This window comes from Pseudomonas sp. B22129 (assembly GCF_044218875.1).
GTDB lineage: Bacteria > Pseudomonadota > Gammaproteobacteria > Pseudomonadales > Pseudomonadaceae > Aquipseudomonas.
On the sequence record NZ_CP162592.1, the window covers coordinates 5,759,041 to 5,785,438 of the forward strand.

Consider the following 26,398-nt stretch of genomic DNA (forward strand, 5'->3'; position numbering starts at 1 on the left):
GATGGAGCTCCACAACAGGTAGGGTTAAACCGCGACTTCACGTTCAGCTTCGTTGGCTTTCCACGGCATTAGCTTGCGCTCGGCCAGCTTGACCGCCGTGTTCAGAATCAGCGCCAGGGCAATGATCCCCACCAGTGCGGCAAACACCCCGGCGGTGTCGAACTGCGAGGCCGCGTCCGACAGCAGGTAACCCAAGCCACGGTTGGCCGCGATGATCTCGCCCACCAGCGCGCCGATCAGCGCATAGGGCACCGACAAACGCAGGCCGGTAAACACCCAGGTAAACGCCGACGGGATCACCACCATGGTCAACAGGTCGCGCTCCTTGGCGCCCATCAGCCGCAGGATGGTCAGTTGCTCGCGGGACACGTTGCGCACGCCGCTGTAGGTGTTGAGGAACACCAGGAAGAACACCACGGCGGCGGTGAGGATGACTTTCATCGGCAAGCCGATGCCAAACCAGAGGATGAACAGCGGCGCCAGCGCCACTTTCGGCAGGCTGTAGAACGCGGTCAAAAACGGGTCGAGAATGTCGGCGAGCAACTTGGCTCGCCCCAGCACCAACCCTGCGATCAAGCCCGCGAGGGAGCCGAAGAAAAAGCCCAGTACCGCTTCGAGCGTGGTAATGCCGGCGTGATAGAAAAACACCCCGTTGAGCAGGATTTTCCACAGGCTCTGGGCCACCGCCGAAGGCCGGCTGATGAAGAACTCCACGCCAAACCAGCGGGAGATGCCTTCCCACAACAGCATCAGGAACACGAGGAACAGCAAGCGATAAACCTGGATCATACGACCTCCAGCGAGTGAGCCAATGAAGCGGGATCGGCCGCGCCTGCCACGTCGGGCGCCAGGCGTTTCCACAGTTCGGCGCAGAGTTCCACGTAGCGTGGGTCAGCGCGCATTTGCACAAGGTTGCGTTCACCGGTCAGCGGGATGTCGATGATGTGGTCGATGGTGCCGGGGCGGCCGGCGAACACCACGCAGCGGTCCGCCAGCGCGATGGCTTCATCGACGTCATGGGTCACGAACAGCACGGTTTTGTTGAGCTTGCGGCACAGGCGCAGCAGTTCGGTCTGCAGGGTCAGACGCATCTGCGCGTCGAGGGCGCCGAAGGGTTCGTCCATCAGCAAGGTTTCCGGGTCGCTGGCCATCAAACGCGCCATGGCTGCGCGTTTGCGCATGCCGCCGGAAAGCTGGTTGGGGTAGCTTTCGCCGAAACCGGTGAGGCCCACCAGCGCCATCAGTTCCTCAACCCGCGCCTCGACTTCGGCCTTGGGCATACGGCGAATCTGCAACGGCACCGCGATATTGCCGGCCACCGTGCGCCACGGCAGCAAGTGGTCGGCCTGGGTCATGTAGCCGACCCGTGTGTTCACGCCTTTGACTTCGGCGCCGTCGTAATGCACCCGGCCTTCGGTGGGGCCGAACAGCCCGGCGGTCATGTTCAGCAAGGTGGACTTGCCGCAGCCCGACGGGCCGACCAGGGTAATGATTTCGCCGCGCTGAACGTCCAGCGACACATCGCGTACGGCCACAAATGGGCGGCCCTCGACTTTGAAGCTTTTTTGCACGCCTGAGAAATGAATAAAGGGTCTTGCGCTCACCGCCCCTCCTCGCCCGGTAGGCCGGACTTGTCTGTTGTGTGTGAGCAGAGGATGAACGCATGACAGATTTGTGGCGCACGGGATCGGGCCGGATCACGCGCGGGATCGGGACATGGATGATTGGCAATCCAACTGAAGAAACCGAATCGATTGTGGGAGCTGGCTTGCCTGCGATGGCGGTGGCGAATGGCACACCGCTATCGCAGCGATGCGGCGCCCCGACAAGCCAGCTCCCACAGGGGCGCGTGTTGTTCAGGGGCTGGTGGTGTCAGGACCGGCGCCATTCATCCGGGGAGAAGCCCAGCACCCGCCGGAACACATGGGCCAAATGCGACGGCGATTCATAGCCGACACTGTTGGCCACTTCCAGCACCGACATGCGCGTATGCCGCAACAGCGTCTGCGCGCGCTCCAGGCGCAAACGCTGCACATACGCCAACACCGTCTCGCCCGTGTGCAGGGCAAACAGACGGGTCAAATGCCGGCGCGACATATGAAACACGCCAGCAATTTCATCCAGCCCCGGCGCATGCTCAAGGTTGCCTTCGACATACGCCTTCACATCGCGCACCAGCATGGCGCCGTGACGCTCGGTCGAGGAGCGTTGCAGGCTCGGCTGGCTGAGGGAAATCGCCAGGCATTCGAGCAACAGCAAATGGTCGGCCTGGGCCAGTTGGCGGCTGCGGTCAACGTAGGGGTCGGGTTGGCTGAAGGCCTTTTTCGCCAGCAGCAAATGGTGCAGCGGCGCGGAGGTTTGCCAGATGCCGAGGGTGGGCACGCGCAGCAGGCGGTTGGCGCCCCCGCAAAGGTCGCGCAAGGCGTAGTGCATGTAGTCGGGATCGACGTAGAACGCCAGGTGGCCCTGGCTGGCGGTGAGTGACGAGGAGGAATGGCTGCACTGCGGTGGCACCAGCACAAATTGGCGATCGACCACCGAGGTGGAGCGCCCGCTGTCTTCATCCTTGAAGCGCAGCAGGCCGTGCTCGGGCACCATCAGCATGAACTCGTCATGGGCGTGAGCCCCGGTTTCATAGGCGCCGTTGGAGTTGAACACGCTGTAGATATCACGCATGGCCAGGCACTGCCGCTGGAGGTTGAAACCTGACACTAGCATGTTTGGTGCCAGTGAAAAGCAGCGTCCTTGCTGCAAACCTTGTTAAGCCAGAGGCACGCGACGGTTCGTCAGTGCAAAGCGGCCGACAAAGAAGCTCAAGGCGGCGCCCAACAGCAACATGGCCAAGGTGCTCCAGGCCGCGCGCGAGAGCTGTTTGGCCGCGACTTCACCGGCTTCACGGGCTTTCTGCTCGGCTTGCTGTTTCAGCTCATCGACCTTTTGCATGGCTTGCTGATACGCCTGTGCGTAGTTGTCGACGATCTGCGTGGCTTCGGCTTTGCTCTTGCCGGTGCGGGCGGCCACGATGTTGACCAGTGCGTCTTTATCGGCTGCGTTCAGCGCAGGCTCGCCGGAGGCTTTGACGCGTTCGAACCATTGCTTCAACTGGTCGGCCGCCTGGGTCGGGTCTGTCGCCGCATCGGTAGCAACCTGCTTGCCGTCGGCGGCAGCCTGGTCGGTTTTATTTTCGACGTTAGCCGGATCCAGCTCAGGCTTGCCGCTTTGCTTGAGCAACGTGTCAAGCTGGCCTTGCAGGCTGTTCCAGTCCAGCTGGATGCCCTGCTCGTTCAGTTGCTGCTTGACGGTGTCGCTGATGCCCGGCGCTGCCGCCGCGATGCCGCTACCGGCCGCCGACAGGCCTTTGCCCACCACATTGCCGGCCGTGCCGACCACACTGGCAGCCAACCCGGCCAGCAACCAGGTGGTGAGCAAGGTGGTCAGGGTCCAGGTCAGCACACCGTGCAGCCCGCCGCGATCCGGCGCGGTGCGCCCGGCCACGAAGGCACCCAGGCCGATCGACACCAGTGTGGACACAAACAGCCAAATCCCGGCGCCTGTGCCAAAACCGCTGAGCGGGTTGCCGGCCTTCATCGGGTCGACGGCGCTGGCACCGATGGCAGTACCCAGCACGCTCAGCACCAGGTAGGTCACCAGGGCAATTGCACTACCCGCGAGCACGGAGCTCCAGGACACGCGAAACAGCGAACGGTTGGTTTCATAGACAGTGGTCATGTTCGATCCTTTGACAGTAATTGACCGTTTCAGTCTGGCGAGACCTTCGCGTGGCGTCCCCGCTCAAATGCACCAGGCCATCTGGTGCATTCGCACCCCGCTTGGGAGAACGTGTCTGCACTATCCTGAAGGCCGGGTGTCGTATTTTTCACGCCCCCCCACCCACGGAGAACCTATGACTCAGGACGTTCTTGCCAAGGAAACCAACCGTCGCCAACTGCAGCAGATCATCTCCGGGCTGTCTGACGGGGTGATCCTGGCCGAAGTCGACCAAACCATTTTGTGGGCCAATGAAGCGGCCTTGACCATGCATGGCGTCGAGGCCGTGATGGCGCTGGGGGCCAACACCCGGGAATACGCCGAACGCTTTGCCCTGCGCTATCGCAATAACCACCCCGTGCTGCTGGATAACTACCCCCTCGCCCGCGCAGCGGCTGGGGAGGAGTTCAGCGATGTGGTGGTGGAAGTCACGCCCTTGGACGACGAAGAGAGAACCTGGGTCCACCGCCTGCGCAGCCTGGTGATTACCGACTCCCATGGCGAGCCGGAATTGCTGGTGCTGATCCTCAGCGACGCCACCGAGTGGGCCAGCGCCGAGCAGCGCTTTGAGAAAACCTTCAACGCCAACCCGGCGCCCGCCGTGATCTGCCGCCTCAGTGACCTGCGCTACATCAAGGTCAACCAGGGCTTTCTGGAGATGACCGGCTACAACCGCGACCAAGTGATTGGTAAGTCCGTCTATGAGCTGGACGTGCTGGAGCAGGCTGAACGCAAGGACCTGGCCATCCAGCGCCTGGGCGAAGGCGCGACCATCCCGCAGATGCAGGCCGAACTGAAACTGCCCGAGGGCGGTAGCAAACTGGTGATCGTCGCCGGCCAGCCGCTGGACATGAACGAGGAAGACTGCATGCTGTTTTCGTTCATGGACCTGGAGCCACGGCGCAAGGCTGAAATCGCTCTGCGCCAGAGCGAGGAGCGTTTCGCCAAATCGTTCCGCCTCACGCCGGTGCCGACCCTGGTGTGCAGCGCGGGCAACCGCCAGGTGGTGGATATCAACGAAGCCTTCATGAGCATCACCGGCTATACCAGCGAAGAGTTGATCGGCAAATCCATCGAAGACATCGACTTTATCGACAACGCCCAGGCACGCGCACAGATGTTCATCAGCCTGGAAAAAGCCGGCAACCTCGACGGCCAGGACCTCAAGGTGCGCAAGAAAGGCAATGAGGTGATCGACTGCGTAGTGTCCGCCGACACCGTGACCATCGAGGGCGTGCCCTGCTACCTGCTGGTGATGATGAACATCACCGAGCGCAAACGCTCGGAGCTGGAGTTGGTGGCGGCCATCGAAGAAGTGATGCAGGACGCCTCATGGTTCAGCCAGACCCTGATCGAAAAACTGGCCAACGCCAAAAGCGTCAACAGCCCCAACCTGCCGAACGTGGCGTTCACCGACCTCACCGCCCGCGAGCGCGATGTGCTGGGCCTGATCTGCGAAGGCCTGGCGGATAAAGAGATCGCTTCGCGGCTGAAACTGGCGCCCAACACCGTGCGTAACCACGTGGCCACGGTCTACTCCAAACTGAACGTGCACAGCCGCAGCGCGGCCATCGTCTGGGCCCGTGAGCGCGGGCTGTTCGCCGGTGAATTGCGCCTGAAAAACAAGCCGTAAAGTGCAAATGCACTAGTGCGGCTAGTGCGAATTCGCCTTATTGCAAACGGGGGCAAGCCATACCCTTCAAGGCATCACATTGATGCCCTGAAGGAACCTGGATGTTTACCGTGTCCCAACTGAGAAACTGCATCGAAGAAGGCTTGTCGCCCCTGACCTGCGAATTCACCCTGTGCCGGGATGCGTCCCTGACCCTCAAAGTATTCGACGCCGAAACCGGCCGGGTGGATTTGGTGGTCACCGGGATCAGCACCAACCGCTTGCAAACCCCGCAAGACGTGGAAAAGATGGTCGAAGAGCTGCGCTACGAGCTGCACAGCAACACGGTGGGCAAGCTCACCCTGGATGATTTGCCTTCAACGACGCCCCAATGAAATAGAACACCCCGCCCACCGCGATAAACGCCCCCAGCATGTAGAACATGCTGTAGGCCGGCAGGCTGGCCAGCACCAGCCCGCACAGCACCGGCCCCAGCGCCGCGCCCAGGTTGGACAGGTTTTGCGCGCCGTAATACATGCCCCGCAGGTGGTCCGGGGCAATCCGGTCGATGAACATGTATTCAGCCGGGAACACGATAATCTCCCCCACGGTAAACACCGCCATCGCCAGCACCCACCACAGCACGCTGGTGGACAGTGCAAAACCCACCAACCCCAGCATGAACATGCCCAGGCCCGCGATCAGCCACTGGCTCAGGTGACGGTGTGAAATGCGTCGGCCAATCACGTACTGCAAGGCAATCACCAGCACGGCGTTGGTGGTCAGCACAGCGCTGACCACTGTGTAGGTGTAATCCGCCGTGGTGGTGGTCACCAGGTATTGCGACAGCCACGCGGTGAACTGCCCATACACCACAGCACTGAGCAAACCGCCAATCGTGAAGCACACCAGCCGGTGATCGCGCAGCAGCACGCGGCCGACGGCAAAGAACGACACTGGCTTTTGCGTGGCCTCGACCGGGGCCAGGGTACGATCTCCCCAACGCCAATAAAGCAGGAAAAATCCCACCCCCAGCAACGCCGACAAGATAAACGGCAGGCTGATATCCAGCTTGGCCACCAAGGCCCCAAAGGCTGGCCCAACGGCATAGCCAATATTGGTGAGGGTGTACTTGATGGAGAACACTTCGCTGCGCGCATCAAAGGGCAGCAGGCTGGCAAAACCGGCTTTGACCGCAATATCGATGACCGCATAAGCCAGGTTGATCAGGATCAGGCAGCCATAGAACAGCCAGATGCCATCGGCCAGCACCGTGCCGATAAACCCCAGGACGAACAACCCGCTCAAGGCCAGCAGCAGCCGATAGTTATTGATGCGATCGACCAGAAAACCGCCATACACGCTGAGCAGGGAACCGACGACCAATGAACTGCCGATCACCAGGCCGACCTGCGTGATGTCGAGGGCAAAGTGACGGGAGAGGTAAATGACCAGGTAGGGGAACGTCATCGCCTTGGCCAACGTCAGCAACAACGTGGCGGCCAGCAACAGGTTCACGGTGCGGGGGTAGTTTCTTATGGTGGCAAGCATCCTGCTCTCATTGTTTGACGGAAAACACGGGGGTCGCGACGAGCCACCTTAACGTAAGCCTGCGCAAAAAGCAGGCGTACCTGAGCAGTGTTCCCGCGAGATATTTGTGTAGCCCACATAAGGTCCAGGCATGCGACAACATCGCTGCTGACTTCCTTTATCAGGCACTGCACATGCACTACGAATCAGCAGCATCAACCCCCTTGCTGGACACTCTGAACACCCGGGACTCCCTGTTGAAATCCCGGCTGACCAGCCAAATCTCGACATTGAATGACGAGGTACTCGACAAACTTAAACAGCAACCCACGTTCTCCCGGTTCGTGCAGCAGGCATTCGACCAGGCGTTTACCGCGTTACCCGCCCCCCTCGACTTGAACGCCATTTTCATCAACGCCCACACCCTCGCGCAACAGCCTGATGCGCACGCGCCTAAGCCCTTGCTGCCAACGCTGATGGACGCGGTCGCGGCAAGGATCGTGAGAGGCAAGCTCATCACCTATGCCACTGGAGCGGTGAGTTTTCATCGCACCCTTGGCGCAGAGAGCAGCATTGAAGCTGTCACCGGTATCACCGGCGTCGCCTTCGAAGCCTTCCTCGATACCCTGGCCAATAACCTGGAAGCCAGGTTCAAGGCGTATCTGGACGACTACTGGAACGGCCCCATCGGCCCGACCGATGTTCGCTCGCACAAGGATTGGGTTGCGGAAAAACACCTTGAAATAATGAAAACCGAAGTCGCGCTGCTCAAAGCTGACGGCGTACTTGAAACCAGCGATGAACTGTTACTTATGCAGGTCGCCCGACGCCCGGATGCGCTATCACGTGCAACCCTGGCAGGCTATCGGCCCTGCGCGTACGGGTTGGCCGTCAAAGACCCATTGTCCACCGACATTCCCCTCTATGGCGCATTCCTCATCACCTCTCGAGACCAGGACGATGCCCAGGTCCGGCAGGAAGGCGAACGCCCTGCACTTCAAGTGCGCGCCATCACACCCGGGGCCAACGTCGGCAAGGTGCTGTTGTTCTTGCCGGGTAGCGGTTTTGAGGCGTTTGACTCGCTCGCAAGCCTTGACCGTGAACTGCATCGACGGTTGAACAGCCCGGGCGAATTCCCCGGCATTGTGCGGCTGATGGAGGAAAAAGATCGCGCAAGCGGCCTCGCCTTTCATCAACAGCAGATAGAGAGCGACCAATTCCGATACATCGAACGGCTAGAGTCGATTTTCAGCGACTGTATTGACTCGATTTACAGGCAAGTACACGCACAATTCACTTGGATGGTGGGGCATTACCAAAGGCAAAACGAGGACGTGGACAGCACCCAATTGCCCGCCAGCCTTGACCGCGTGACTGACCTTGCCCGGGCATTCGACGCCAGCGGCGTGTTGGCGGCCAGGCACCACAAACAGATTCAGCTGCAGCTCAAACAGTTCCTGAAAGAGGCGTCCTCCACCGACAAGCTGGCGTGGGAGGCTGCTGTGCGTGAGTACAGCAATCAGTTGATTGAACTCAACGCTCCGAGCGGGTTGCCATCGCTGTCGCAGTACAGCGACCCGGGGACATTACTGGCCTACAGCAATGAGCAGTTGGCGAATGCACTGGAGGCAGAGTACGCCCTGACCGTCAACCCGGATGACATTATTGTCCACACCAAAAGCTATGTGGTGCGGCAGGCTGGGGCCTATGTAGTGGGTGGAAAACCTCATCCTTCAGAGCCGGGCGCCAGACTATTTGATGCGCGCAAGCGGACGCTGACCGAACTGGCCCTGGAAAATGTGGAATGGCTGGACCTCAATTTCATCAATTTCTCCAGGCTGACCGATACCGAGCAAGCGCCCTTTACTGCACTGTCCACCGCCCAGGTCAAAGACCTGGTGCGCAAGGTCAACATCGGCGATAGCTACGAACGGTTCCTGAAGGCACGCCTGGTGACGTCCGATGCGGCAAAAAGCGAGCAGCAACGCTACACACAGGTAATGGCCCTGCAGCTGCGCGTCGATGCACTGGAGGCAAAAATAGCAGGCGACTTCCTGCCAGACAGGCTGAACCGGGGTTTCAACTGGGTGATGACCGTGCTCGCCGGCCCCACCGATGACGACAAGCGAGGCAAGGTCGAAGAACACCGAATTATTGTCAGCTGCTTGAAATTGAGAGGCGAGCGAGTCCGTGGCGTCCTGGTATTTACCACGGCCGCACACAGCGTTGCCTCGATGGTGGTGTATACGCCGCAAGCAAGCGGTGGCCGCGTGTTTCACGAATACGCCGACGCCTCCGCCATGCGCCGTGACTTCATCAACCACAGCGCCTGGCGAGAGTACCTGATCGAACGCACAGCGTTGAGCGCCCGAGCGAGAATCCGCAGCGTCCTGAGCGGTGGGGCGCAGGAGCTGGTCATAGCGTTGACCCGTATTGCCGACAACTTCCTTGAAGAGGCCTATCGAGTCGAAGCCTCAACCGTCATCAATGATGCCAATGCTCAATCCACCAGTACCCAGGAAGCCAACTTCGAATCCTCCACAACACTCCTCACGGCGGCACTGGACCTGGCGACGATGTTTCTGCCGGTCAAAATCATGCTGCCGATCGGCCTGGCCAGAAGCATCCTGTCAGTGATTAATGCCGTAGAGGCCGCGCAGGTGGGCGACCGGGCGACAGCCGCTCAGTCTATCGTGCGCGCGTTCGGCGAACTGGTGGGCGCGGTAATCGACGGTGCTGTGGGCGTGGGCAGCGCACGTGCGGCCGCAACGTTACGCCCGACGAGCCAGGGGCTTGATCCAAAGCTTTCGTTGGCAACCAAACCCGATGGAATAACATCCCTCGCAGGGTGGGAAGCCCATCACATCTACGTGCGCGATGTCGTGGAGCCAAACACCTTTCAGGCGCCCCTGCATTTCCTGCTGGACAAGGGCCGCTGGTATTCGATACGCCGTGACAGCGATACCCAGGTGTGGCGGCTCAAGGACCCACGACGAGCACCCAGCGCCTACAAAGGCGACCCTCTCTTTCGTGACAGTCAGGGCCTATGGGGAATTCGCTCGCCGGGCTTAAGCGGTGAAGGCCTGGGCCTGTTGGGGGGCGCTCCCACGCCGACGGCAGCCGAAAGAGCATTGATGGACCTGTTCCCCTATCTGGATACGCAGCAGGTTCGGCAGGTGTTTTCCTTGTTCGTGTTCCCTTACGGGCGGGTGCATGAACTCGAAATGTCATTGGTCCATCGACTAAGGACCTCGCTGAGGCTGCCGGATGAATATCATCAGTACTTGATGGCAACACCCGGGCAGTTCGACACGCTGATCAGAGGGCGGCGCCTGTCGAGCACACTGACGCCAAGCCCCGTGGAGCCATCCGCCGGGCCAAGCCGCCAGATACAGGGCCCCGCCCCGAGCCCCAGTGCTGCGCCAACCGAGCAACGCTTTCTGGATTGGGGACAAACCCTGGATCTCAGCACCCACAGGACGGTCCAGGAGCGCCCGCAGTTCTGGCACCGCTCCACCCCACAGTCAGGCCCGAACGCGCCGGAATATATTCAGATAGGTGAGCAGCATTACGCGACATTACCCGGCGGCAGTGCAGAAACCGGCGCAGTGATCGTGCCGAATAACCGTCGATACTCCACGTTCAGGGAGTTTGAAGACCTGCTTCACTACAACCTGTACGACCAACCCCGCCTCGGGGTCTACAGCCCTTCACTCAACAGATGGTTGATCAGCCTGGTGACCTATCAGCGCCCTCTGATCCGGTACATTGAAGCGGCGTTCCCTTTCTTTGCCTCTCGAAGCACCCGGCAAATAGCCGAGGCGCTATTCGCCAACACCAATCCGGCAGGGCTGACCACCGACGGCTATTTGCGTTTGTTGAACACGATTAGTGACTGGCGAAGCTGGTTGAGCATGCCCTCCTTCACCGCAAGCGACCCGCTCATGTTGCTCTCCAGACATCCAGTAACACCCCGCTATAATTTTTGGACGTTAAACCACGGTCACACCGAGTTCTCCCTTCTGGAGTTGAGCACTTCTCGAGTAGCTGGGAACCTTGCAGCACAAGCCTTCCAACAACAAAACGATGTGACAACCCGCGCCCTGATGAGCAATTTATTAAGAGGCAGCGGGTATGAGGTGTTTGAACTCGCGGCCCAGGATCATTTTCTCTTCAGGCGCAGAGGCCACTCCATTGTTTACTGGCTGTCGCTGCGCAGAACCCCGTCAAATACGCTCGCTTACCGAAACTACATCGAACCCGGCCCTCAGCGAAACAGCTTTCAAAACCTGCCGCCAACGATCCGCGCAATGGCGTCCCAGGCACATGCCAATGGCGACTTTGTGCCCTTGATCGGGGTTCTACGGATAAATCGAAGAGCCGGCGTTGTGACGCCGTTTATATTCAGGCCCTGAGGCCGTCCGGACGCAGGCGCATAGAATCATCGCGCCTGCTAACCTTGCGCCAGCCCTTTCGCGAGCCTGACAACAATGAAAACAGCCCTGTCCCGAACCAAGCTCCTCGCCAGCACGCTGGTGGTCGCTGCCGCGATCGGCGGCGCGGCGTATTACCTGATCGACCGGCAGGCGGTCACAGGCCTGGTGGGCGGTACCGGGTACAACGAAGACCAACTGAATGAAGGCGATGTGGCAGACCTCCACACACTGACGCTGCCGGAAGCGAAAAAACGCCTGAATTACCTGGTGCTCGATGCGCGCGACAGCATCAACCAGATCGCAATGATGGAAAGCCTGCGCCTGGAAATCGCCCCGGCGTCGAACGCAGACAAAGCACCCACCGAGAAGAAAGAGCTGCGTTATGACGAGCCTTTCGTGCCTTTTCCGGCGGCTCAGCTCAAAGCCGCACTGGAAGCCCTCCGGCAGCAAACGCCCACATTTGATCAGGTGTTCTTCGACAACCAGTCGGGGCTGAAGCTGGACGTGGAACCCATCCGCGAGGTACTCAAGCGCGGCGCCCTGCCGGATCAGCGCCATGAGGAACGTTATGCGGTGCAGACCGTATATTGGCGCGACGGCACGCAACAACCCTTTGCCACGGCAGGGGTTGAAGATGCCGACGCGCAGGACGCCGCCAAGGCCGAACTCAACACCAACAAACCGGCTGAACGCCTCAACGTCGCCCTCACGTATCAAACCTACCCGTCCTTCAGGAAGATCGTGCTGGACGCGGCCCATCCGAAAGCTTCGGGAGAAGAAGGCGACACCTACAAATTGACGGCTCTGGCGGACGACCGCGCCTCCCTGCTGCTGGCCACACCCAAGGGCAAAACCGTCGTCATCCAGGGCCTGACGGCCGAGGGCAGAACCCTCTACAGTGGCGGCAGCAGTTCCAACTCCTCACCCACCGCCGAGCAAAAGGCCAACCTGCGCACCTACTACGACGAACTGCTGCGGGTGCAGGCCAATATCTCCCGCTACGCCACCAGTGCCGCATTGCAGGAGCACCTTGAGCAATTCGTCAAAGGCTTGCCGGACACCGCCAGCCCCCTGACCAATGTGCACGCCACCTACCACTTCGAAGACACCCCGGCGAGCATCGTCATCTACCTGCTCGACCCGGCCCAGCCACAAACCCAGACGTTTGAGATGCACAACAGCGTGCCGGCCCAAGCGCGCTACATCGCCTACGACAACGCCACCGACAAAAACGGTTTTATCGATAACAAGGGCCAGTGGGTGGTCAAGCCACGCTTCGAGCGCATCGAATACACCCAGATGCCGAACGTGTACCACATGCAGGTCGGCAGCACGGCGCAGAAAGACGGCTGGAGCGAACTGCACTTCAAGTACTTTGCGTTTGCGCCCGGTACGAATGTGCTCAAGGAGCTGCCGTTCGACATTATCGAAAAACCGATCAACGACAACCTGATGATCGTCGAGCGCGACACCAACGGCCCCTACGGCGTGTACGACGTGAAGAAACAACAGGTCGTGGTGCCAATGAAATACGTCAACGTGCAGGTGGTGGGCGACCTGTTTATTGGCCGCCCGGGCCTGAAAACCTACGAGCGTGAAGCGGATTACGGCGTGTGGAACCTGGCAGGCAAGGAACTGCTGGCACCGCGTTTTTCCAGCATTGAAGTGATCGGCGATTACCTCTACACCACCACGGGCGAAGGTCAGCAAAAAGACGTCTACACCCTGAAACTGCAAAAGCTCAACCCGCCGGGCACCACCACCGTCGGCGCGTTTATCGGGGGCCAGCCGCAACTGGTGCAAGACCGCAAAACCCGCAAATTCAGCCTGATCAACCCTCAAGGTAAAACCCTGTCCATCAACCTGCCGTACGATGAAGTCGAGCCCTTCTCCAACGGCATGGCCGTGGTGAAAAAGGCCAACCGCTACGGCGCCGTCGACACCGAAGGCAAGCTGCGCGTACCGCTCAAATACACCACCCTCAACGCCTTCCAGAAAAACCTCGCCTCAGCGGAAATGGAAGGCTTCAAGGGTTTGGTGCTGATTGACAGGAACAACGCCGTGGTGAAAAAACTCGGCGCGTACACCACCTATAACACGCCGACCAACAGCAATGACGCCACGTACAGCATCTGGGATGAAACCGAGGAAAACCGCGTAAATGTGTTTGATGCCGATGGGGTACAGGTCGATAGCTACGAGCGCGAATAACCGCCTTAATCAAGATTGGGGCCGCTTCGCAGCCCAGCGGGAGCAAGCTCCCTCGCCACAAAAGGCGGGCCAGGGTTATAGCCATGCTGCGTCCCACAGTGGGTAATCGCCGATATGTTCGACCAGGCCGGCTCGCAAAGGATTGGCGATGATGTAACGGGCGATCCGGATCAAGTCGTCTTCAGCCCGCGTTGCTTGGTCGTGATAACCACTTTGCCAAAAAGCCCCATGGGCTGCGCAGGCTCGATTGATCGTCAACGTACTGCGCGACTTCACACGTTTCATCACCTGCGGCAACGTTGCGCTTCGCAACTCAAACAGCCAGTGGAAGTGGTCCGGCATGATCACCCAAGCCAGAGAGCTGATCAGCCCGAGATCATGGGCCTGCTTAAGCTCCGCAACCAGTAACCTTCCCAAACGGAAGTCAGTAAACAGGGGACGCCGCTGATAAACCACGGCCGTCACCAAATAGGCACGACCTGACTCTGAAAAACGCCCACGTCGTAACAAATGAGAATTGAGCGGTTGTGGCAATCCTTTGCTCGCTTAAATTGATGAGTGCCCATTCAACCTAGCAGTCAGCACCCACAACCCTGCGCAATACAGTTTCCCTATGTGTCCACGCCCCCTGTGGCGAGGGAGCTTGCTCCCGCTGGGCTGCGCAGCAGCCCCAAAAGCCCCGACCGATGACTACCTGGATGCACGCGGTGAAGCGGTTGGGGCCGCTTCGCAGCCCAGCGGGAGCAAGCTCCCTCGCCACAAAAAGCTGATCGCGATTGCCGACATGAAATAAATCCTGTAATTTTTCATGAAATTATTCGACATGAATTTCATGAACAAACAAGAAGAACTCGACGCGCTCGCCGTGCTGATCCACGACCTGCGCAAACACAAGAAGCTCACCCTCGCCCAGCTCGCGCAGAAGATCGAGCGCTCGGTGGGCTTTCTGTCCCAGGTCGAGCGCGGTCTGTCACGCCCCACCGTGGCTGACCTCACCGCCATCAGCCACGCCCTCGACGTGCCCACCACCTACTTCTACAGCCTGCCCAAGCCCAAGTTGGTGGAATGGGTCACGCGCCCCAACGAGCGGCGCACGGTGTATTACGCCAATGGCATCACCGACATCCTCGTCTCGCCCAGCATGAACGGCGCTTTCTCGATGCTCGACAGCCTGTTGGCACCCGGTGCCAACAGCGGCGAACAGACCATGAGCGACCGCGCCGAACAGGCCGGTTTTGTGCTCGAAGGTGAACTGACGCTGTGGGTCGAAGGCGAAGCCGATTCGGTAACGCTCGGCGCCGGCGACAGCTTCCACCTCGCCAGTTTCGCCCACTGCCGCTATGCCAACCTGACCGAACTGCCCGCCCGCGTGCTGTGGGTTTACAACTAGGAGCAACACCCGTGAAAAGCCATTCCTCCACGTTGCTGGCCGAAGTACGGACCTTCCGCCAGAACCACCCCGACGTGCGTTACGTTGACCTGATCGCCCTGGACATTCCCGGGCATTTCTACGGCAAGCGCTACCCGGTGGAGATGCTGGAAAAGGTCGCCGCCGGCAGCCCCTTGAAGCTGCCGCAAAACGCCGTGCTGCTGGGGGTTCAGGGCGGGCTGTTCAAGATTGGCGACTATTGCTTCAACGATGGCGATCCGGATGCCAACCGCCGCTTGGTACCCGGCACGCTGAAGCCGGTGAACTGGGAATCGCAGCCTTTGGGGCAAATGTTGATCACCTCCGACGGCACCGAAGCGCCGATCGAATTCGAACCCCGCGAAGTGCTCGCCAAGGTGCTGGAGCGCCTGCAACACAAAGGCATTCACCCGGTGGTGGCGTTCGAGCTGGAGTTCTACCTGTTCGACAAAAAACTCGACAACGGCCTGCCGCAGTTTGCCCGCGACCCATTGAGCGAGGATGCCGACGACCAGCCCAACCTGCACATCGAGCGTCTGTCGCGCTTCAGTGACGTGCTCGACGACATGGCCCAAACTGCCAAGGACCAGGGCATCGACATCACGGTGATCACCGCCGAAATCGGCCCCGGCCAGTTCGAGATCAATTTCGGCCACCTCGATGACGGCCTGCGCGCCGCCGACTGGGCCGCCCTGTTCTGCCGCAGCACCCGTGGCGTGGCACTCAAACACGGCTACCGCGCCAGTTTCATGGCCAAACCCTACCTGCAATACCCCGGCAGCGGCATGCATGTGCATGTCAGCCTGTATGACGGTGCGGGCAACAACCTGCTCGCCGCGCACCAGCAGCAACCGCTGCGTCACGCCGTGGCCGGTTGCCTGGAATTGCTGCCCCACTGCATGCCGATTTTCGCGCCGAACCACAACGCCTTCCGCCGCCTGGGCGGCACCGTCAACGCGGCGACCCGCGCTAGCTGGGGCTTTGAAGACCGTGACGCCTGCGTGCGTATTCCCGAGTCCGACCCGCGCAACCTGCGCATCGAGCACCGCCTGGCCAGTGCCGACGCCAACCCCTACCTGGTGCTGGCAGCAATTCTCGTTGGCCTGGAGCACGGTCTTGAGGCCAAGCGCGAGCCCATCACGCCCTTGAACGAGGACCGCACCAGCGGCACCGACTTCCCCCTGGAAATGCTCGACGCTGTACGCGCGATGAGGCACCAACCGGTATTGCGCGATAAGCTGGGCGGCGAATTTGTCGACGTGTACTGCGAGAACAAACGCCAGGATCACTTGGCCTTCCAGCAAGAGATTAACGCGCGGGAATATCGCTGGTTTCTCTAACCCTCAACCGGACTCACCGATGACCGACCAAAGCGCCCCGGCCCTCAAGGAAATCTTCAACGTTGAACGCCTGCGGCACATCGCCACCGAGATGACGGCGGTGTACCCCGCCTTCGACGCCATGGGTTTCCTCAAACACGCCACCGCCGGGCTGGCCGAGCTGTCGGTGATGCAGCGCATGGCGCGGGTCAGCGAAAGCCTGCACGCGGTGATCCCGCTGGATTATCCGCAGACCCTCAAGTTGCTTCACGCCCTCGCGCCGCGCCTGAACAGCGGTTTTGTCAGCCTGTTCCTGCCGCACTATGTGGCGAGTTACGGGCGCGAAGACTTCAAGCGCTCCATGGCGGCGCTCAAGTTTTTCACCCGCTTTGGCTCGTCCGAATTCGCCATCCGCCACTTCCTGCTGCATGACTTCAAGCGCACTCTGGCGGTGATGCAGGATTGGTCGCGGGATGACAACGAGCATGTGCGTCGTCTCGCCAGTGAGGGGTCGCGCCCTCGCCTGCCGTGGTCTTTTCGCCTCGCCGAGGTGCAGGCCAACCCCGAACTGTGTACGTCGATCCTCGACAACCTCAAGGCCGACAGCAGCCTGTACGTGCGTAAATCGGTGGCCAACCACCTTAACGACATCACCAAGGACCACCCGGATTGGGTGCTGAGCCTGATCGAAGGCTGGTCCCTGGACAACCCGCACACCGCCTGGATTGCCCGTCACGCCTTGCGCAGCCTGATCAAGCAAGGCAATACCCGCGCGCTGACGATCATGGGGGCCGGGGCCAGGGCGCAGGTAAAGATTCACAACCTTGAGGTCACACCGCCAGTGATCAAGCTGGGCGAGCGCATCAACCTGTCCTTTACCCTTGAATCCACCGCCGCCACCGCGCAAAAATTGGTGGTGGACTATGCCATCGACTACGTAAAAAGTACCGGTCACAGCGCCGCCAAAGTGTTCAAGCTCAAGGCATTCAGCCTCGGCGCGGGCGAGCATCAGCACATTCGGCGCGAGCAACATATCCGTGAGTTGACCACTCGCAAGCACTATCCCGGCAAACACGCGGTGCATGTTTTGATCAACGGCGAAAAGCTCGCCAGCGCCGAGTTCGAACTGCTGAAACCCTGACCTGAATCAAAGAAAAGGCTCTAGAACGGGCCTTTCAGCTATCAGGATTGTCGAACAATCCTGGATTTTTCAGTTGCGATCCATTATCATCCGCCGCCTTCTCGCTACCCGACGGGTAGTTGTTTCAATGTGTCACCCGAGGCGCCCATGTACCGTTTTTCGTTTCACCGCCCTTTGCTTGCCATCAGCCTGGGGCTCGTCTCCCATTGCGTTTGCGCAGCGTTGCAACCCCTGGCCGAAGCCCCGCTGGCCAGCGACACCGAGCTGCATTGCCACTTCAACCGCGACGCCAGCACCGACTGCACCACCACCTACCGCTACACAATCCTCAAGCCCAATGGCCGCGAAATGCTCTCGCGCATCGACTTCGACTACTCCGAAGGCGACGCCTTTGAAGTGATCAGCGCCGAGTCCACCCAACCCGGCGCCAAGCCGGTCAAGCTGGGCGCCGCGCAAATCGACACACGCACCGCGCCCAACCCCGACCAGGGTTTCAGCCGCGACAAGCAGACGTCGCTGGCCTTTCCCAACCTGCGTGTCGGCACCCAAATTCACTACACCGTGCGCGAACACCGTGCCGCCAAACCGCTGATGACCCAATTCCACTACGCCCTCAAGTTCGGCCCCAGCGCCGCCCGCCGCGACCGCTTCAAGGCGCGTTTTACCGCCGAGCGGCCGATCCAGTGGCGCAGCGAGCTGTTCGACGGTTTCAACGTGACGCCATCCGCTGACGGCAAAACGTTGGACGTGGTGCAAAAAACCCCGACCTACTTCAACTACATCAACGAATCTTCCATTGCCGCCCTGCTGGTTATTCCGCGCCTGGAAGTAGGCAGCGCTCTGGATCGCCAAGCGTATTTCGGTGACTTCGCCCAGCGCTACAACCAGATCCTCGGCGCCGGCCTGCCGCCGCAAAGTGCCGCTGCGGTGGCTGCCACGCGAGGCTTGCCACCCGCCGAGCAGGTCGCCGCGCTGATGCAGCACATCAACGATCACTACCGCTACCTGGGCGACTGGCGCGCTTCGGACCGCGGCTATGTACCCTTCAACCTGGCAGAGATCGAACAGCACGGTTACGGCGACTGCAAGGACTTGGCGACCCTGCTGACCGCCATGCTCAAGGCCAGCGGTATCCACGCCGAAACCGCGTGGGTCAGCCGTGGTGATGTGGTCGAATCCCTGCTGATCCCCGGCACCAACGCGCCGAACCACGCCATCGTGCGTGCCGAGGTGGACGGCCAGGTCTGGTGGCTCGATCCGACCAACCCGGTGTTCGCCCCGGGCCAGGTGATGCCCGACATCCAGGACCGCTGGGTACTGGTCAACAATGCCAAGGGTGAAGTGCGCGAAGAACACATCCCGCTGGAACGCCCCGAAACCACCCTGCGCCTGGACAAAACAGTGCACCTGGATAAACAGGGCAATGGCGCAATCGAGGCCACCATCACCTTCAGCCGCCTGCCGCTGATGCACCTGAGCGTCGCCGACCGCCAGCAAGGCAGCACCGCTACCGACCAAAACATCTGCGCCAACTTCGGCAACGACATCAGCGACTGCCACATCACCCGCCCACCCACCGCGTTTGTGGTGCACGACGGCTACACCGTCAACGCCCGACTGAACGACCAGCGCGCCCTTGAAAAACTGGCCAACGACTACGTCTACACCGACCCGTTGCTGAAGGCGCAGTGGGAAGGTTTCATCAACTACCGCCGCCACGGGCAACAGGCCGATTTGTATTTGGGCAACCCTGAAATCACCGACTACACCATCACCCTCACCGGCGGGCAGATGGAAAAAGCCATCCCCGGCTGCCAGGTCCGCTCGCCGTGGTACGACTTGGTGCTGGAAGGGCAACGCAAGGACGGTGAATTGCGTTACCACTACCTGCTGACTCAGAAAAAACGCTGGCTGACCCATGCTGAAATTGCCAGCGAAGCGTTTGGCAAGATGATTGACGACGCACGAGCATGCGCGGAACAGGTGCATCAGGTGGTGAAACTCTAACCCCCGACGCGGTTTATAGGTGGGAGCTGGCTTGCCTGCGATAGCGGTGGGTCAGCTTGCACATTTATCGCTGAGATACCGCTATCGCAGGCAAGCCAGCTCCCACATTTTCAATCCATCGTGTCAGTTGGACTCGCCCAGCAACAACCCTTGCTCCCGCACGCACAATTCCACCACGTAATCCCACAACACCCGCAGCCGCACCGATTTATGCAATTCCCGCCGCGAGCTGATCCAGTAACTGCGCGATATCCCCTCCCCCGGCAGCAACGGCACCAGGTCCGGGTCGCCCGCCGCCATAAAGCACGGCAACACGGCGATGCCCAAGCCTGAGCGCGCCGCCTGGTGCTGGGCAATTACGCTGGTGCTGTGAAACACCACCCGTGGGTTGCGGCAAAAACTGCTGAGAAACTTCAGCTCCTGGCTGAACAACAAATCATCCACGTAATCGATCCACGCATGGGCCGCGAGGTCTTCGCGTTTTTCGATGGGTGGGTGGCGGTCCAGGTAAGTGCGGCTGGCGTAGAGCGCGAGGCGGTAGTCGGTGAGTTTGCGTGTGACGAGCTGGTCGACACTGGGGCGTTCGAGGTGGATGCTGATTTCCGCTTCGCGGTTGAGGATGCTGACAAAGCGCGGCACGGCCACCAGCTCCACTTCCAACCCGGGATAGCGCTCAAACAACCCGCACATGCGGCTGGCAAGGAACATCACGCCCAACCCTTCGGCCACACCGAGGCGGATCTTGCCCAAGGGCGCGGCCGAATGGGTGAGTTCGTCTTCGGCCAGGAGTGCGACGTTTTCCATGGCTTCGGCATGTTTGAGCAGGGCCTCGCCGGCGGGGGTCAGCTCGTAGCCCTGGGCGTGCTGCACAAACAGCGCGGTGCCGAGGCTTTTTTCTATAGCCTCAATGTGCCGGGCCACGGTGGCGTGTGTGGTTTTCAGGCGCTGCGCGGCGGTGAGCAAGCGCCCGCTGCGCTGCAGTTCCAGAAAATACCGCAGATCATTCCAGTCGAACATGTCGCCTCACTCCCTTGGACATACGTATTTCCCGAGCCCTGCCCCGCACCTTGTGGTGAGCGAGTTTGTTGTGGCGAGCGAGCTTGCTCGCGCTGGGCTGCGTAGCGGCCCTAAAACCTGAGCCCCCGATACTTCAGAAAGACAACGGCGACCCTTCAAGGGGCCGCTACGCGCCCCAGCGCGAGCAAGCTCGCTCACCACAAGAGGCCGCGCAACCGATGCTGCTGTTTAAAAACGCACAGCAGCTGGGTAAAAACTAACATTTTTAAGACGAAAACTAACAACTAGGATGGGGCCAATAAGAAAAACAAGCGAGACCTCAGATGCCCATTGCAGCTGCTGATTACGATTACGTGGTAGTAGGCGCCGGCCCCGCAGGCTGCCTGCTGGCCAATCGACTGTCCGCCAACCCCGCCCACCGCGTGTTGCTGCTCGAAGCCGGTGGCCGCGACAACTACCCCTGGATCCACATCCCCGTCGGCTACCTGTTCTGCATCGGTAACCCGCGCACCGACTGGTGCTTCAAGACTGAAGCCCAGGAAGGCCTGCAAGGCCGTGCGTTGAGTTATCCGCGCGGCAAGGTACTGGGCGGCTGCTCGTCGATCAACGGCATGATCTATATGCGCGGCCAGGCCCGTGACTACGACGGCTGGGCCGCAGAAGGCAATGCAGGCTGGGCCTGGAAGGATGTGCTGCCGCTGTTCAGACTAAGCGAAAACCATTTTGCCGGTGACTCCGAGTTTCACAGCGACGGTGGTGAATGGCGTGTCGAGCAACAGCGCTTGCACTGGCCGATTCTGGACGCTTTTCGTGACGCGGCGGCGCAAAGTGGCATCGCATCGGTCAGCGATTTCAATGAGGGCGACAACGAAGGTAGCGGTTACTTTCAGGTCAACCAGAAGGCCGGGGTGCGCTGGAATGCGGCCAAGGCGTTTCTCAAACCGGTCCGTCATCGCCTGAATCTTACGGTGCTGACTGAAGTGGAAGTCGACCGCGTAGTGCTGGAAAACGGCCGGGCGTCTGCAGTGGTCGGGCGTCAGCACGGGCAGCAGGTGAGCTGGAAGGCGCGCAAGGAAATCGTGCTGTGCGCAGGCTCCGTGGGCTCGCCGGGCATTCTGCAACGCTCGGGGATCGGCCCCTCGAACATACTCAAACCCTTGGGCATCAATGTGCTGCATGAACTGCCCGGCGTGGGCGGCAACCTGCAGGATCACCTGCAACTGCGGCTGATCTACAAACTGGAAAACGCCCGCACCCTGAACCAGATCGCCGGCACCGTTTGGGGCAAGATGGGCATGGGCCTGCGCTACCTGTATGACCGCAGCGGTCCCTTGTCGATGGCGCCCAGCCAGCTCGGCGCGTTTGCCCGTTCCGGCCCGGAGCAAACCTCGGCCAACCTTGAGTACCATGTGCAGCCGCTGTCCCTGGAGCGCTTCGGCGAACCGTTGCACGCCTTCCCGGCATTTACCGCATCGGTCTGCGACCTGCGCCCGCAAAGCCGTGGCCGTATCGATATCCGCTCGGCGAACCCGGGGGATGCGCCACTGATCCGGCCTAACTACCTCAGCCACCCGGAAGACTTGAGGGTGGCCGCCGATGCCATCCGCCTGACTCGCCGCATTGTCGGCGCGCCAGCCCTACGCCCGTTCAAACCGGTGGAATACCTGCCCGGCGACTCACTGCAAACCGAAGAGCAACTGCACGAAGCCGCTGCGCGCATTGGCACCACGATCTTCCATCCGGTGGGCACCTGCCGCATGGGTGATGACAAGGGCGCTGTCGTCGATGCACAACTGCGCGTCCATGGCGTGCCCGGCCTGCGTATCGCCGATGCCTCGGTGATGCCACGGATCACGTCCGGCAACACCTGCTCACCTACACTGATGATCGCGGAGAAAGCCGCGCACATGATCCTTTCGCCGAACACAAGGAACCTTGCCCCCGAGAAAGAACCGGCTCATGCAATCTGAATAGCGGCGCCCCACCGGGCGCCGACAGTGGAACAACAATAAATAATCACTGTGAGGGATACCCGATGTCAGAACATGCTCAACCCCTGGGCTCGGCGATGGACGCGAGCACCCGTAACGACTCAAAGAAGGTCATCTTCGCCTCCTCTCTCGGGACGGTGTTCGAGTGGTATGACTTTTTCCTCTATGGCGCCCTGGCGGCGGTGATCAGCAAGCAGTTCTTTGCCGGGGTCAACGACACCACGGCGTTTATCTTTGCCTTGATGGCCTTTGCCGCAGGCTTCGTGGTGCGGCCGTTCGGCGCGCTGGTGTTTGGCCGGCTGGGCGACATGATCGGGCGCAAATACACCTTCCTCGTCACCATTATTCTGATGGGTGTGGCGACCTTCTGCGTCGGGCTGTTGCCGACCTACGCAAGCATCGGCATTGCCGCGCCGATCATCCTGATCGTGTTGCGCATGCTGCAAGGCTTGGCGCTGGGCGGCGAATACGGCGGGGCTGCCACCTATGTGGCCGAGCATGCACCGGCGGGCAAACGCGGCTTTCACACCAGCTGGATTCAATCCACGGCGACCCTCGGCCTGCTGCTGTCATTGCTGGTGGTGTTGGCCTGCCGCTACTTCACCGGCGACCAGTTCGAAGTGTGGGGCTGGCGTATTCCGTTCCTGTTTTCGATTGTGCTGCTGGGTATTTCCACCTGGATCCGCATGAGCCTGCATGAGTCGCCTGCGTTCCTGAAAATGAAAGAGGAAGGCAAGGCCAGCAAGTCGCCGATCCGCGATTCGTTCGGCAAATGGGAAAACCTCAAGATCGTGCTGATCGCACTGTTCAGCATCAACGGCGGGCAAGCGGTGACCTTTTATGCGGCGCAGTTCTATGTGCTGTTCTTCCTCACCCAGTTCCTGAAAATGGACCCGGCCCTGGCCAACATGCTGCTGATCATCAGCGTGGTGATCGGCGCACCGTTCTTCATTCTGTTTGGCTGGCTATCGGACAAGGTCGGGCGTAAACCGGTGTTGATGCTCGGCCTGCTGCTGGCCACCGCGCTGTACTTCCCGATCTTCAAAAGCCTGGCGCACTACACCAACCCGGCGATGGACCAGGCCAGCCACCAGGCGCCGATCACCGTACTGGCCGACCCAGCCACGTGCACCTTCCAGTTCGACCCGGTGGGCAAGGCTAAATTTGACAGCCCGTGCGACAAGGTCAAAACCTTCCTGGTCAAGCAGGGCCTGCCCTACAGCAGCAGCGCTGCCCCGGCAGGCAGCCCGGTGCAGGTGAGCGTGGGTGACGTGCGCATTGATGGCTTCGACGAAGCGGCCCTGCGCGGTGCCGTGACCCTGGCCGGCTACCCCAGTTCGGCGGATGTGGCGCAGGTCAACAAAACCATGGTGGTGGTGCTGATCGTGGCACTGATCCTGATCGCAGCCATGTGCTACGGCCCCTTGGCGGCCTTGATGGTGGAGTTGTTCCCGACGCGTATCCGCTACACCTCGATGTCGCTGCCCTACCACATCGGTAACGGCTGGTTTGGCGGGTTCCTGCCAACCGTGTCGTTTGCCCTGGTGGTCTACACCGGCGATATCTTCTACGGCCTGTGGTACCCGGTGGCGGTGACCGGGGTGAGCCTCATCGTGGGGTTGTTCTGCCTCAAAGAAACCCGGCATGTGGATATTGATAAGAACTGACCCGATCTCCTGAACACTGGAGATCCCCTGTGGGAGCGGGCTTGCTCGCGAAGGCGGTGGATCAGTCACAGATGAGTTGACTGATACTCCGTATTCGCGAGCAAGCCCGCTCCCACATTTGTTTTGCGGTGATCACACAAATTGCTGTACATCCATACAGATAATGGTTGATCTAAGCTCTTCGACTGAGCATCCTGCAAGGCATCAACCCGATCTGATGTGATGAGCATGCAGCTGTACCTCTGTGAAAAACCTTCCCAGGCCAAGGATATCGCGGCCGTTCTTGGCGCCAGCCGCCGCGGCGACGGCTGCTGGGTGGGGAATGGGGTCACGGTCACCTGGTGCATCGGCCATTTGCTGGAAACCGCCCCGCCCGACGCCTACGACGCCAAATACAAACGCTGGGTACTGGCTGACCTGCCGATTGTCCCGGAAAAATGGAAGATGCAGGTCAAGCCAAAGACGGCCAGCCAGTACAAGGCCGTCAAACGGCTGCTGGGGGAAGCCCAGGCGTTGGTAATCGCCACAGACGCCGACCGTGAAGGCGAAATGATCGCCCGCGAGCTGGTGGAGCATTGCCGTTATCGCGGGCCGATCCAGCGGTTGTGGTTGTCGGCGCTGGACGATGCCTCCATTCGCAAGGCGCTCGCGGCGCTCAAGCCCGGCGTCGAGACGTTCAGCCTGTATCACTCGGCGTTGGGTCGCTCGCGCGCCGACTGGCTGATCGGCATGAACATGAGCCGTTTGTTTACCTTGCTCGGGCGCCAATCCGGGTATCAAGGCGTGTTGCCGGTGGGCCGTGTGCAAACACCCACCTTGCGGCTGGTGGTGGACCGCGACCGCAGCATTGCCGATTTCATACCGGTGGCTTACTGGGCCATCGATGTCGACCTTCGCCACGAACGCATGACCTTCACCGCCCAATGGCGCGCCGCCGAGGATGCCTGTGACGATCAGGGCCGCTGCCTCAACCCGCAATTGGCCCGGGACGCTGCCGATGCGATGCGAGACGCCGCCACAGCGCGGCTGGTCAAGCTGCGAACCGAGCGTATGCGCGAGGTCGCCCCCCTGCCCTTCGACCTGGGTACCTTGCAGGAAATCTGCTCCAAAAAGCTCGGCCTCGGCGCACAGGAAACCCTGGACATCGCCCAATCACTGTACGAAACCCACAAGGCCATCACCTACCCGCGTAGCGATTGCGGTTATCTGCCACTGAGCCAGCACAGCGAGGCGCCAAAAATCCTCTCAGCGCTGGCTCGCGCGGATGCGACGGTGAATGAGCTGATGCCGCATATCGACGCTCAACGGCGCTCACGGGCATGGAATGACGCCAAAGTCAGCGCTCACCACGGCATCATTCCTACCGGCGCAGGCAAGGATGTCAGCCAGCTCGCCGGTAAACATCGCGCGGTCTACACCTTGATTCGCGCGCGCTATCTGGCGCAGTTCCTGCCAAACCATGAATACGACCGCACCCAAGCGGATTTCGACTGCGCGGGTTTTGCGCTGCGCGCGGTGGGCAAAGTCGTGATCGAACCGGGCTGGAAACGCGCCTTGCCCGAAGCGCTGGCACCGGCGAAAGGGCGGGAAGCGCCAGCACCGCAAGCCTTGCCGATGCTGGTACAGGGCCAGGATTACGCGGTCGCCAAGGTCAACCTCAAAGACCTCTGGACCCAGCCACCCAAGCCGTTCACCGAAGGTGACCTGATCAAGGCGATGAAAAACGTCGCCAAACTGGTGGAGGACCCGCTGCTCAAGCAAAAACTCAAGGACACCACCGGCATCGGCACCGAAGCGACTCGCGCCGGGATCATCCAGGGGCTGCTGGACCGTGGTTATCTGATGAAAAACGGCAAGGCACTGTCAGCCACGCCAGCGGCGTTCAGCCTGATCGATGCGGTGCCCCGCGCCATTGCCGACCCGGGCACCACGGCTATTTGGGAGCAAGCGCTGGACATGGTGCAAAGCGGTGAAATGAGCCTGGAGGAATTCGTGGCCAAACAGGCGGCCTGGATGAGTAAGCAGGTGGCGCGCTGCAACGGCATGCGCATGACCATTACCGGCCCGGCAAGCCCGGCCGGTCGAGGCGCAGTCCCCTGGAAAAAGAAACGCAAGGCGGCACCGCGCAAGACGGCAGCCAGCCCCAAGCGCGCGAAAAAGCCCTCAACCGCCGGGTAAACATCGAAAAAATCCGGTGAATGACGTTTTTCGACGGGTTTGATGCCGCTTTGGACCTTGCTCCGCCACAGGCCGTCTAGGATTCTGTAGGGGACCGTGTCTACTAACAACAA

General features: G+C 60.6%; 18 protein-coding genes. 11 read left to right on the forward strand and 7 right to left on the reverse strand.

Annotated features, from left to right (window positions below):
• Window positions 1-24: 24 nt before the first annotated feature.
• From AB4P94_RS26065 to AB4P94_RS26080, 4 genes are all read right to left on the reverse strand, one after another.
• A complete protein-coding gene (locus AB4P94_RS26065; RefSeq protein ID WP_078741821.1) occupies window positions 25-789 on the reverse strand; it encodes an ABC transporter permease in 765 nt (254 codons plus the stop codon).
• Complete coding sequence (locus AB4P94_RS26070; protein ID WP_395608164.1) at window positions 786-1,604, reverse strand: ABC transporter ATP-binding protein; 819 nt, start codon at window positions 1,602-1,604, stop codon at window positions 786-788. The genes AB4P94_RS26065 and AB4P94_RS26070 overlap by 4 nt, the downstream gene beginning before the upstream one ends.
• Before the next feature lie 268 nt (window positions 1,605-1,872).
• Complete coding sequence (locus AB4P94_RS26075) at window positions 1,873-2,676, reverse strand: helix-turn-helix domain-containing protein (RefSeq protein ID WP_395611391.1); 804 nt, start codon at window positions 2,674-2,676, stop codon at window positions 1,873-1,875.
• A gap of 84 nt (window positions 2,677-2,760) precedes the next feature.
• Complete coding sequence (locus AB4P94_RS26080) at window positions 2,761-3,729, reverse strand: hypothetical protein (RefSeq protein ID WP_395608165.1); 969 nt, start codon at window positions 3,727-3,729, stop codon at window positions 2,761-2,763.
• A gap of 175 nt (window positions 3,730-3,904) precedes the next feature.
• Between AB4P94_RS26080 and AB4P94_RS26085 the strand changes: the two genes are divergently transcribed.
• Together AB4P94_RS26085 and AB4P94_RS26090 are read left to right on the forward strand one after the other, a co-directional pair.
• Window positions 3,905-5,401 carry a PAS domain S-box protein gene (locus AB4P94_RS26085; protein ID WP_395608166.1) on the forward strand — a complete coding sequence of 499 codons (1,497 nt, stop codon included), beginning with the start codon at window positions 3,905-3,907 and terminating at the stop codon, window positions 5,399-5,401.
• Between the two features lie 101 nt (window positions 5,402-5,502).
• The gene (locus tag AB4P94_RS26090) at window positions 5,503-5,775 is read left to right on the forward strand and encodes a DUF1652 domain-containing protein (RefSeq protein WP_395608167.1); all 273 of its coding nucleotides are present in this window, start codon (window positions 5,503-5,505) and stop codon (window positions 5,773-5,775) included.
• Here the strand turns inward: AB4P94_RS26090 and AB4P94_RS26095 are convergent.
• Window positions 5,738-6,931, reverse strand: a complete 1,194-nt coding sequence (locus AB4P94_RS26095) for an MFS transporter (protein ID WP_395608168.1) — start codon at window positions 6,929-6,931, stop codon at window positions 5,738-5,740. The genes AB4P94_RS26090 and AB4P94_RS26095 overlap by 38 nt on opposite strands.
• A gap of 173 nt (window positions 6,932-7,104) precedes the next feature.
• Here AB4P94_RS26095 and AB4P94_RS26100 point away from each other — a divergent pair, with 173 nt between their 5' ends.
• Window positions 7,105-11,325, forward strand: coding sequence for a dermonecrotic toxin domain-containing protein (locus AB4P94_RS26100; protein WP_395608169.1), 4,221 nt, complete (start codon window positions 7,105-7,107; stop codon window positions 11,323-11,325).
• Window positions 11,326-11,400: 75 nt separating this feature from the next.
• Window positions 11,401-13,557 carry a WG repeat-containing protein gene (locus AB4P94_RS26105; RefSeq protein WP_395608170.1) on the forward strand — a complete coding sequence of 719 codons (2,157 nt, stop codon included), beginning with the start codon at window positions 11,401-11,403 and terminating at the stop codon, window positions 13,555-13,557.
• A 75-nt stretch (window positions 13,558-13,632) separates the two neighbouring features.
• On the opposite strand, the gene AB4P94_RS26110 is transcribed toward AB4P94_RS26105, so the two are convergent.
• A complete protein-coding gene (locus AB4P94_RS26110) occupies window positions 13,633-14,091 on the reverse strand; it encodes an REP-associated tyrosine transposase (RefSeq protein ID WP_395608171.1) in 459 nt (152 codons plus the stop codon).
• Window positions 14,092-14,389: 298 nt separating this feature from the next.
• Between AB4P94_RS26110 and AB4P94_RS26115 the strand changes: the two genes are divergently transcribed.
• The 4 genes from AB4P94_RS26115 to AB4P94_RS26130 all read left to right on the forward strand — a co-directional run bounded on the left by AB4P94_RS26115 (window position 14,390) and on the right by AB4P94_RS26130 (window position 19,432).
• The gene (locus AB4P94_RS26115) at window positions 14,390-14,947 is read left to right on the forward strand and encodes a helix-turn-helix domain-containing protein (protein ID WP_395608172.1); all 558 of its coding nucleotides are present in this window, start codon (window positions 14,390-14,392) and stop codon (window positions 14,945-14,947) included.
• An 11-nt stretch (window positions 14,948-14,958) separates the two neighbouring features.
• Window positions 14,959-16,305, forward strand: a complete 1,347-nt coding sequence (locus tag AB4P94_RS26120; protein ID WP_395608173.1) for a glutamine synthetase family protein — start codon at window positions 14,959-14,961, stop codon at window positions 16,303-16,305.
• A gap of 19 nt (window positions 16,306-16,324) precedes the next feature.
• A complete protein-coding gene (locus AB4P94_RS26125) occupies window positions 16,325-17,425 on the forward strand; it encodes a DNA alkylation repair protein (RefSeq protein WP_395608174.1) in 1,101 nt (366 codons plus the stop codon).
• A 147-nt stretch (window positions 17,426-17,572) separates the two neighbouring features.
• The gene (locus tag AB4P94_RS26130) at window positions 17,573-19,432 is read left to right on the forward strand and encodes a DUF3857 domain-containing transglutaminase family protein (RefSeq protein WP_395608175.1); all 1,860 of its coding nucleotides are present in this window, start codon (window positions 17,573-17,575) and stop codon (window positions 19,430-19,432) included.
• Between the two features lie 123 nt (window positions 19,433-19,555).
• On the opposite strand, the gene AB4P94_RS26135 is transcribed toward AB4P94_RS26130, so the two are convergent.
• Complete coding sequence (locus tag AB4P94_RS26135; protein ID WP_395608176.1) at window positions 19,556-20,449, reverse strand: LysR family transcriptional regulator; 894 nt, start codon at window positions 20,447-20,449, stop codon at window positions 19,556-19,558.
• A 323-nt stretch (window positions 20,450-20,772) separates the two neighbouring features.
• Here AB4P94_RS26135 and AB4P94_RS26140 point away from each other — a divergent pair, with 323 nt between their 5' ends.
• The 3 genes from AB4P94_RS26140 to AB4P94_RS26150 all read left to right on the forward strand — a co-directional run bounded on the left by AB4P94_RS26140 (window position 20,773) and on the right by AB4P94_RS26150 (window position 26,285).
• A complete protein-coding gene (locus tag AB4P94_RS26140; RefSeq protein WP_395608177.1) occupies window positions 20,773-22,419 on the forward strand; it encodes a GMC family oxidoreductase in 1,647 nt (548 codons plus the stop codon).
• A gap of 65 nt (window positions 22,420-22,484) precedes the next feature.
• On the forward strand, window positions 22,485-24,107 hold the full coding sequence (locus AB4P94_RS26145; protein ID WP_395608178.1) for an MFS transporter: 1,623 nt from the start codon (window positions 22,485-22,487) through the stop codon (window positions 24,105-24,107).
• Between the two features lie 228 nt (window positions 24,108-24,335).
• Window positions 24,336-26,285: a DNA topoisomerase III gene (locus AB4P94_RS26150; RefSeq protein ID WP_395611392.1), complete on the forward strand. Its 1,950-nt coding sequence runs from the start codon at window positions 24,336-24,338 to the stop codon at window positions 26,283-26,285.
• Window positions 26,286-26,398: the final 113 nt, after the last annotated feature.

Bases quoted from the DNA above. Each gene is read 5' to 3' on its own strand.
- AB4P94_RS26065 (WP_078741821.1), bottom strand. From the start codon at position 789: ATGATCCAGGTTTATCGCTTGCTGTTCCTCGTGTTCCTGATGCTGTTG.
- AB4P94_RS26075 (WP_395611391.1), bottom strand. From the start codon at position 2,676: ATGCGTGATATCTACAGCGTGTTCAACTCCAACGGCGCCTATGAAACC.
- AB4P94_RS26080 (WP_395608165.1), bottom strand. From the start codon at position 3,729: ATGACCACTGTCTATGAAACCAACCGTTCGCTGTTTCGCGTGTCCTGG.
- AB4P94_RS26085 (WP_395608166.1), top strand. From the start codon at position 3,905: ATGACTCAGGACGTTCTTGCCAAGGAAACCAACCGTCGCCAACTGCAG.
- AB4P94_RS26090 (WP_395608167.1), top strand. From the start codon at position 5,503: ATGTTTACCGTGTCCCAACTGAGAAACTGCATCGAAGAAGGCTTGTCG.
- AB4P94_RS26095 (WP_395608168.1), bottom strand. From the start codon at position 6,931: ATGCTTGCCACCATAAGAAACTACCCCCGCACCGTGAACCTGTTGCTG.
- AB4P94_RS26100 (WP_395608169.1), top strand. From the start codon at position 7,105: ATGCACTACGAATCAGCAGCATCAACCCCCTTGCTGGACACTCTGAAC.
- AB4P94_RS26105 (WP_395608170.1), top strand. From the start codon at position 11,401: ATGAAAACAGCCCTGTCCCGAACCAAGCTCCTCGCCAGCACGCTGGTG.
- AB4P94_RS26115 (WP_395608172.1), top strand. From the start codon at position 14,390: ATGAACAAACAAGAAGAACTCGACGCGCTCGCCGTGCTGATCCACGAC.
- AB4P94_RS26125 (WP_395608174.1), top strand. From the start codon at position 16,325: ATGACCGACCAAAGCGCCCCGGCCCTCAAGGAAATCTTCAACGTTGAA.
- AB4P94_RS26130 (WP_395608175.1), top strand. From the start codon at position 17,573: ATGTACCGTTTTTCGTTTCACCGCCCTTTGCTTGCCATCAGCCTGGGG.
- AB4P94_RS26135 (WP_395608176.1), bottom strand. From the start codon at position 20,449: ATGTTCGACTGGAATGATCTGCGGTATTTTCTGGAACTGCAGCGCAGC.
- AB4P94_RS26140 (WP_395608177.1), top strand. From the start codon at position 20,773: ATGCCCATTGCAGCTGCTGATTACGATTACGTGGTAGTAGGCGCCGGC.
- AB4P94_RS26145 (WP_395608178.1), top strand. From the start codon at position 22,485: ATGTCAGAACATGCTCAACCCCTGGGCTCGGCGATGGACGCGAGCACC.
- AB4P94_RS26150 (WP_395611392.1), top strand. From the start codon at position 24,336: ATGCAGCTGTACCTCTGTGAAAAACCTTCCCAGGCCAAGGATATCGCG.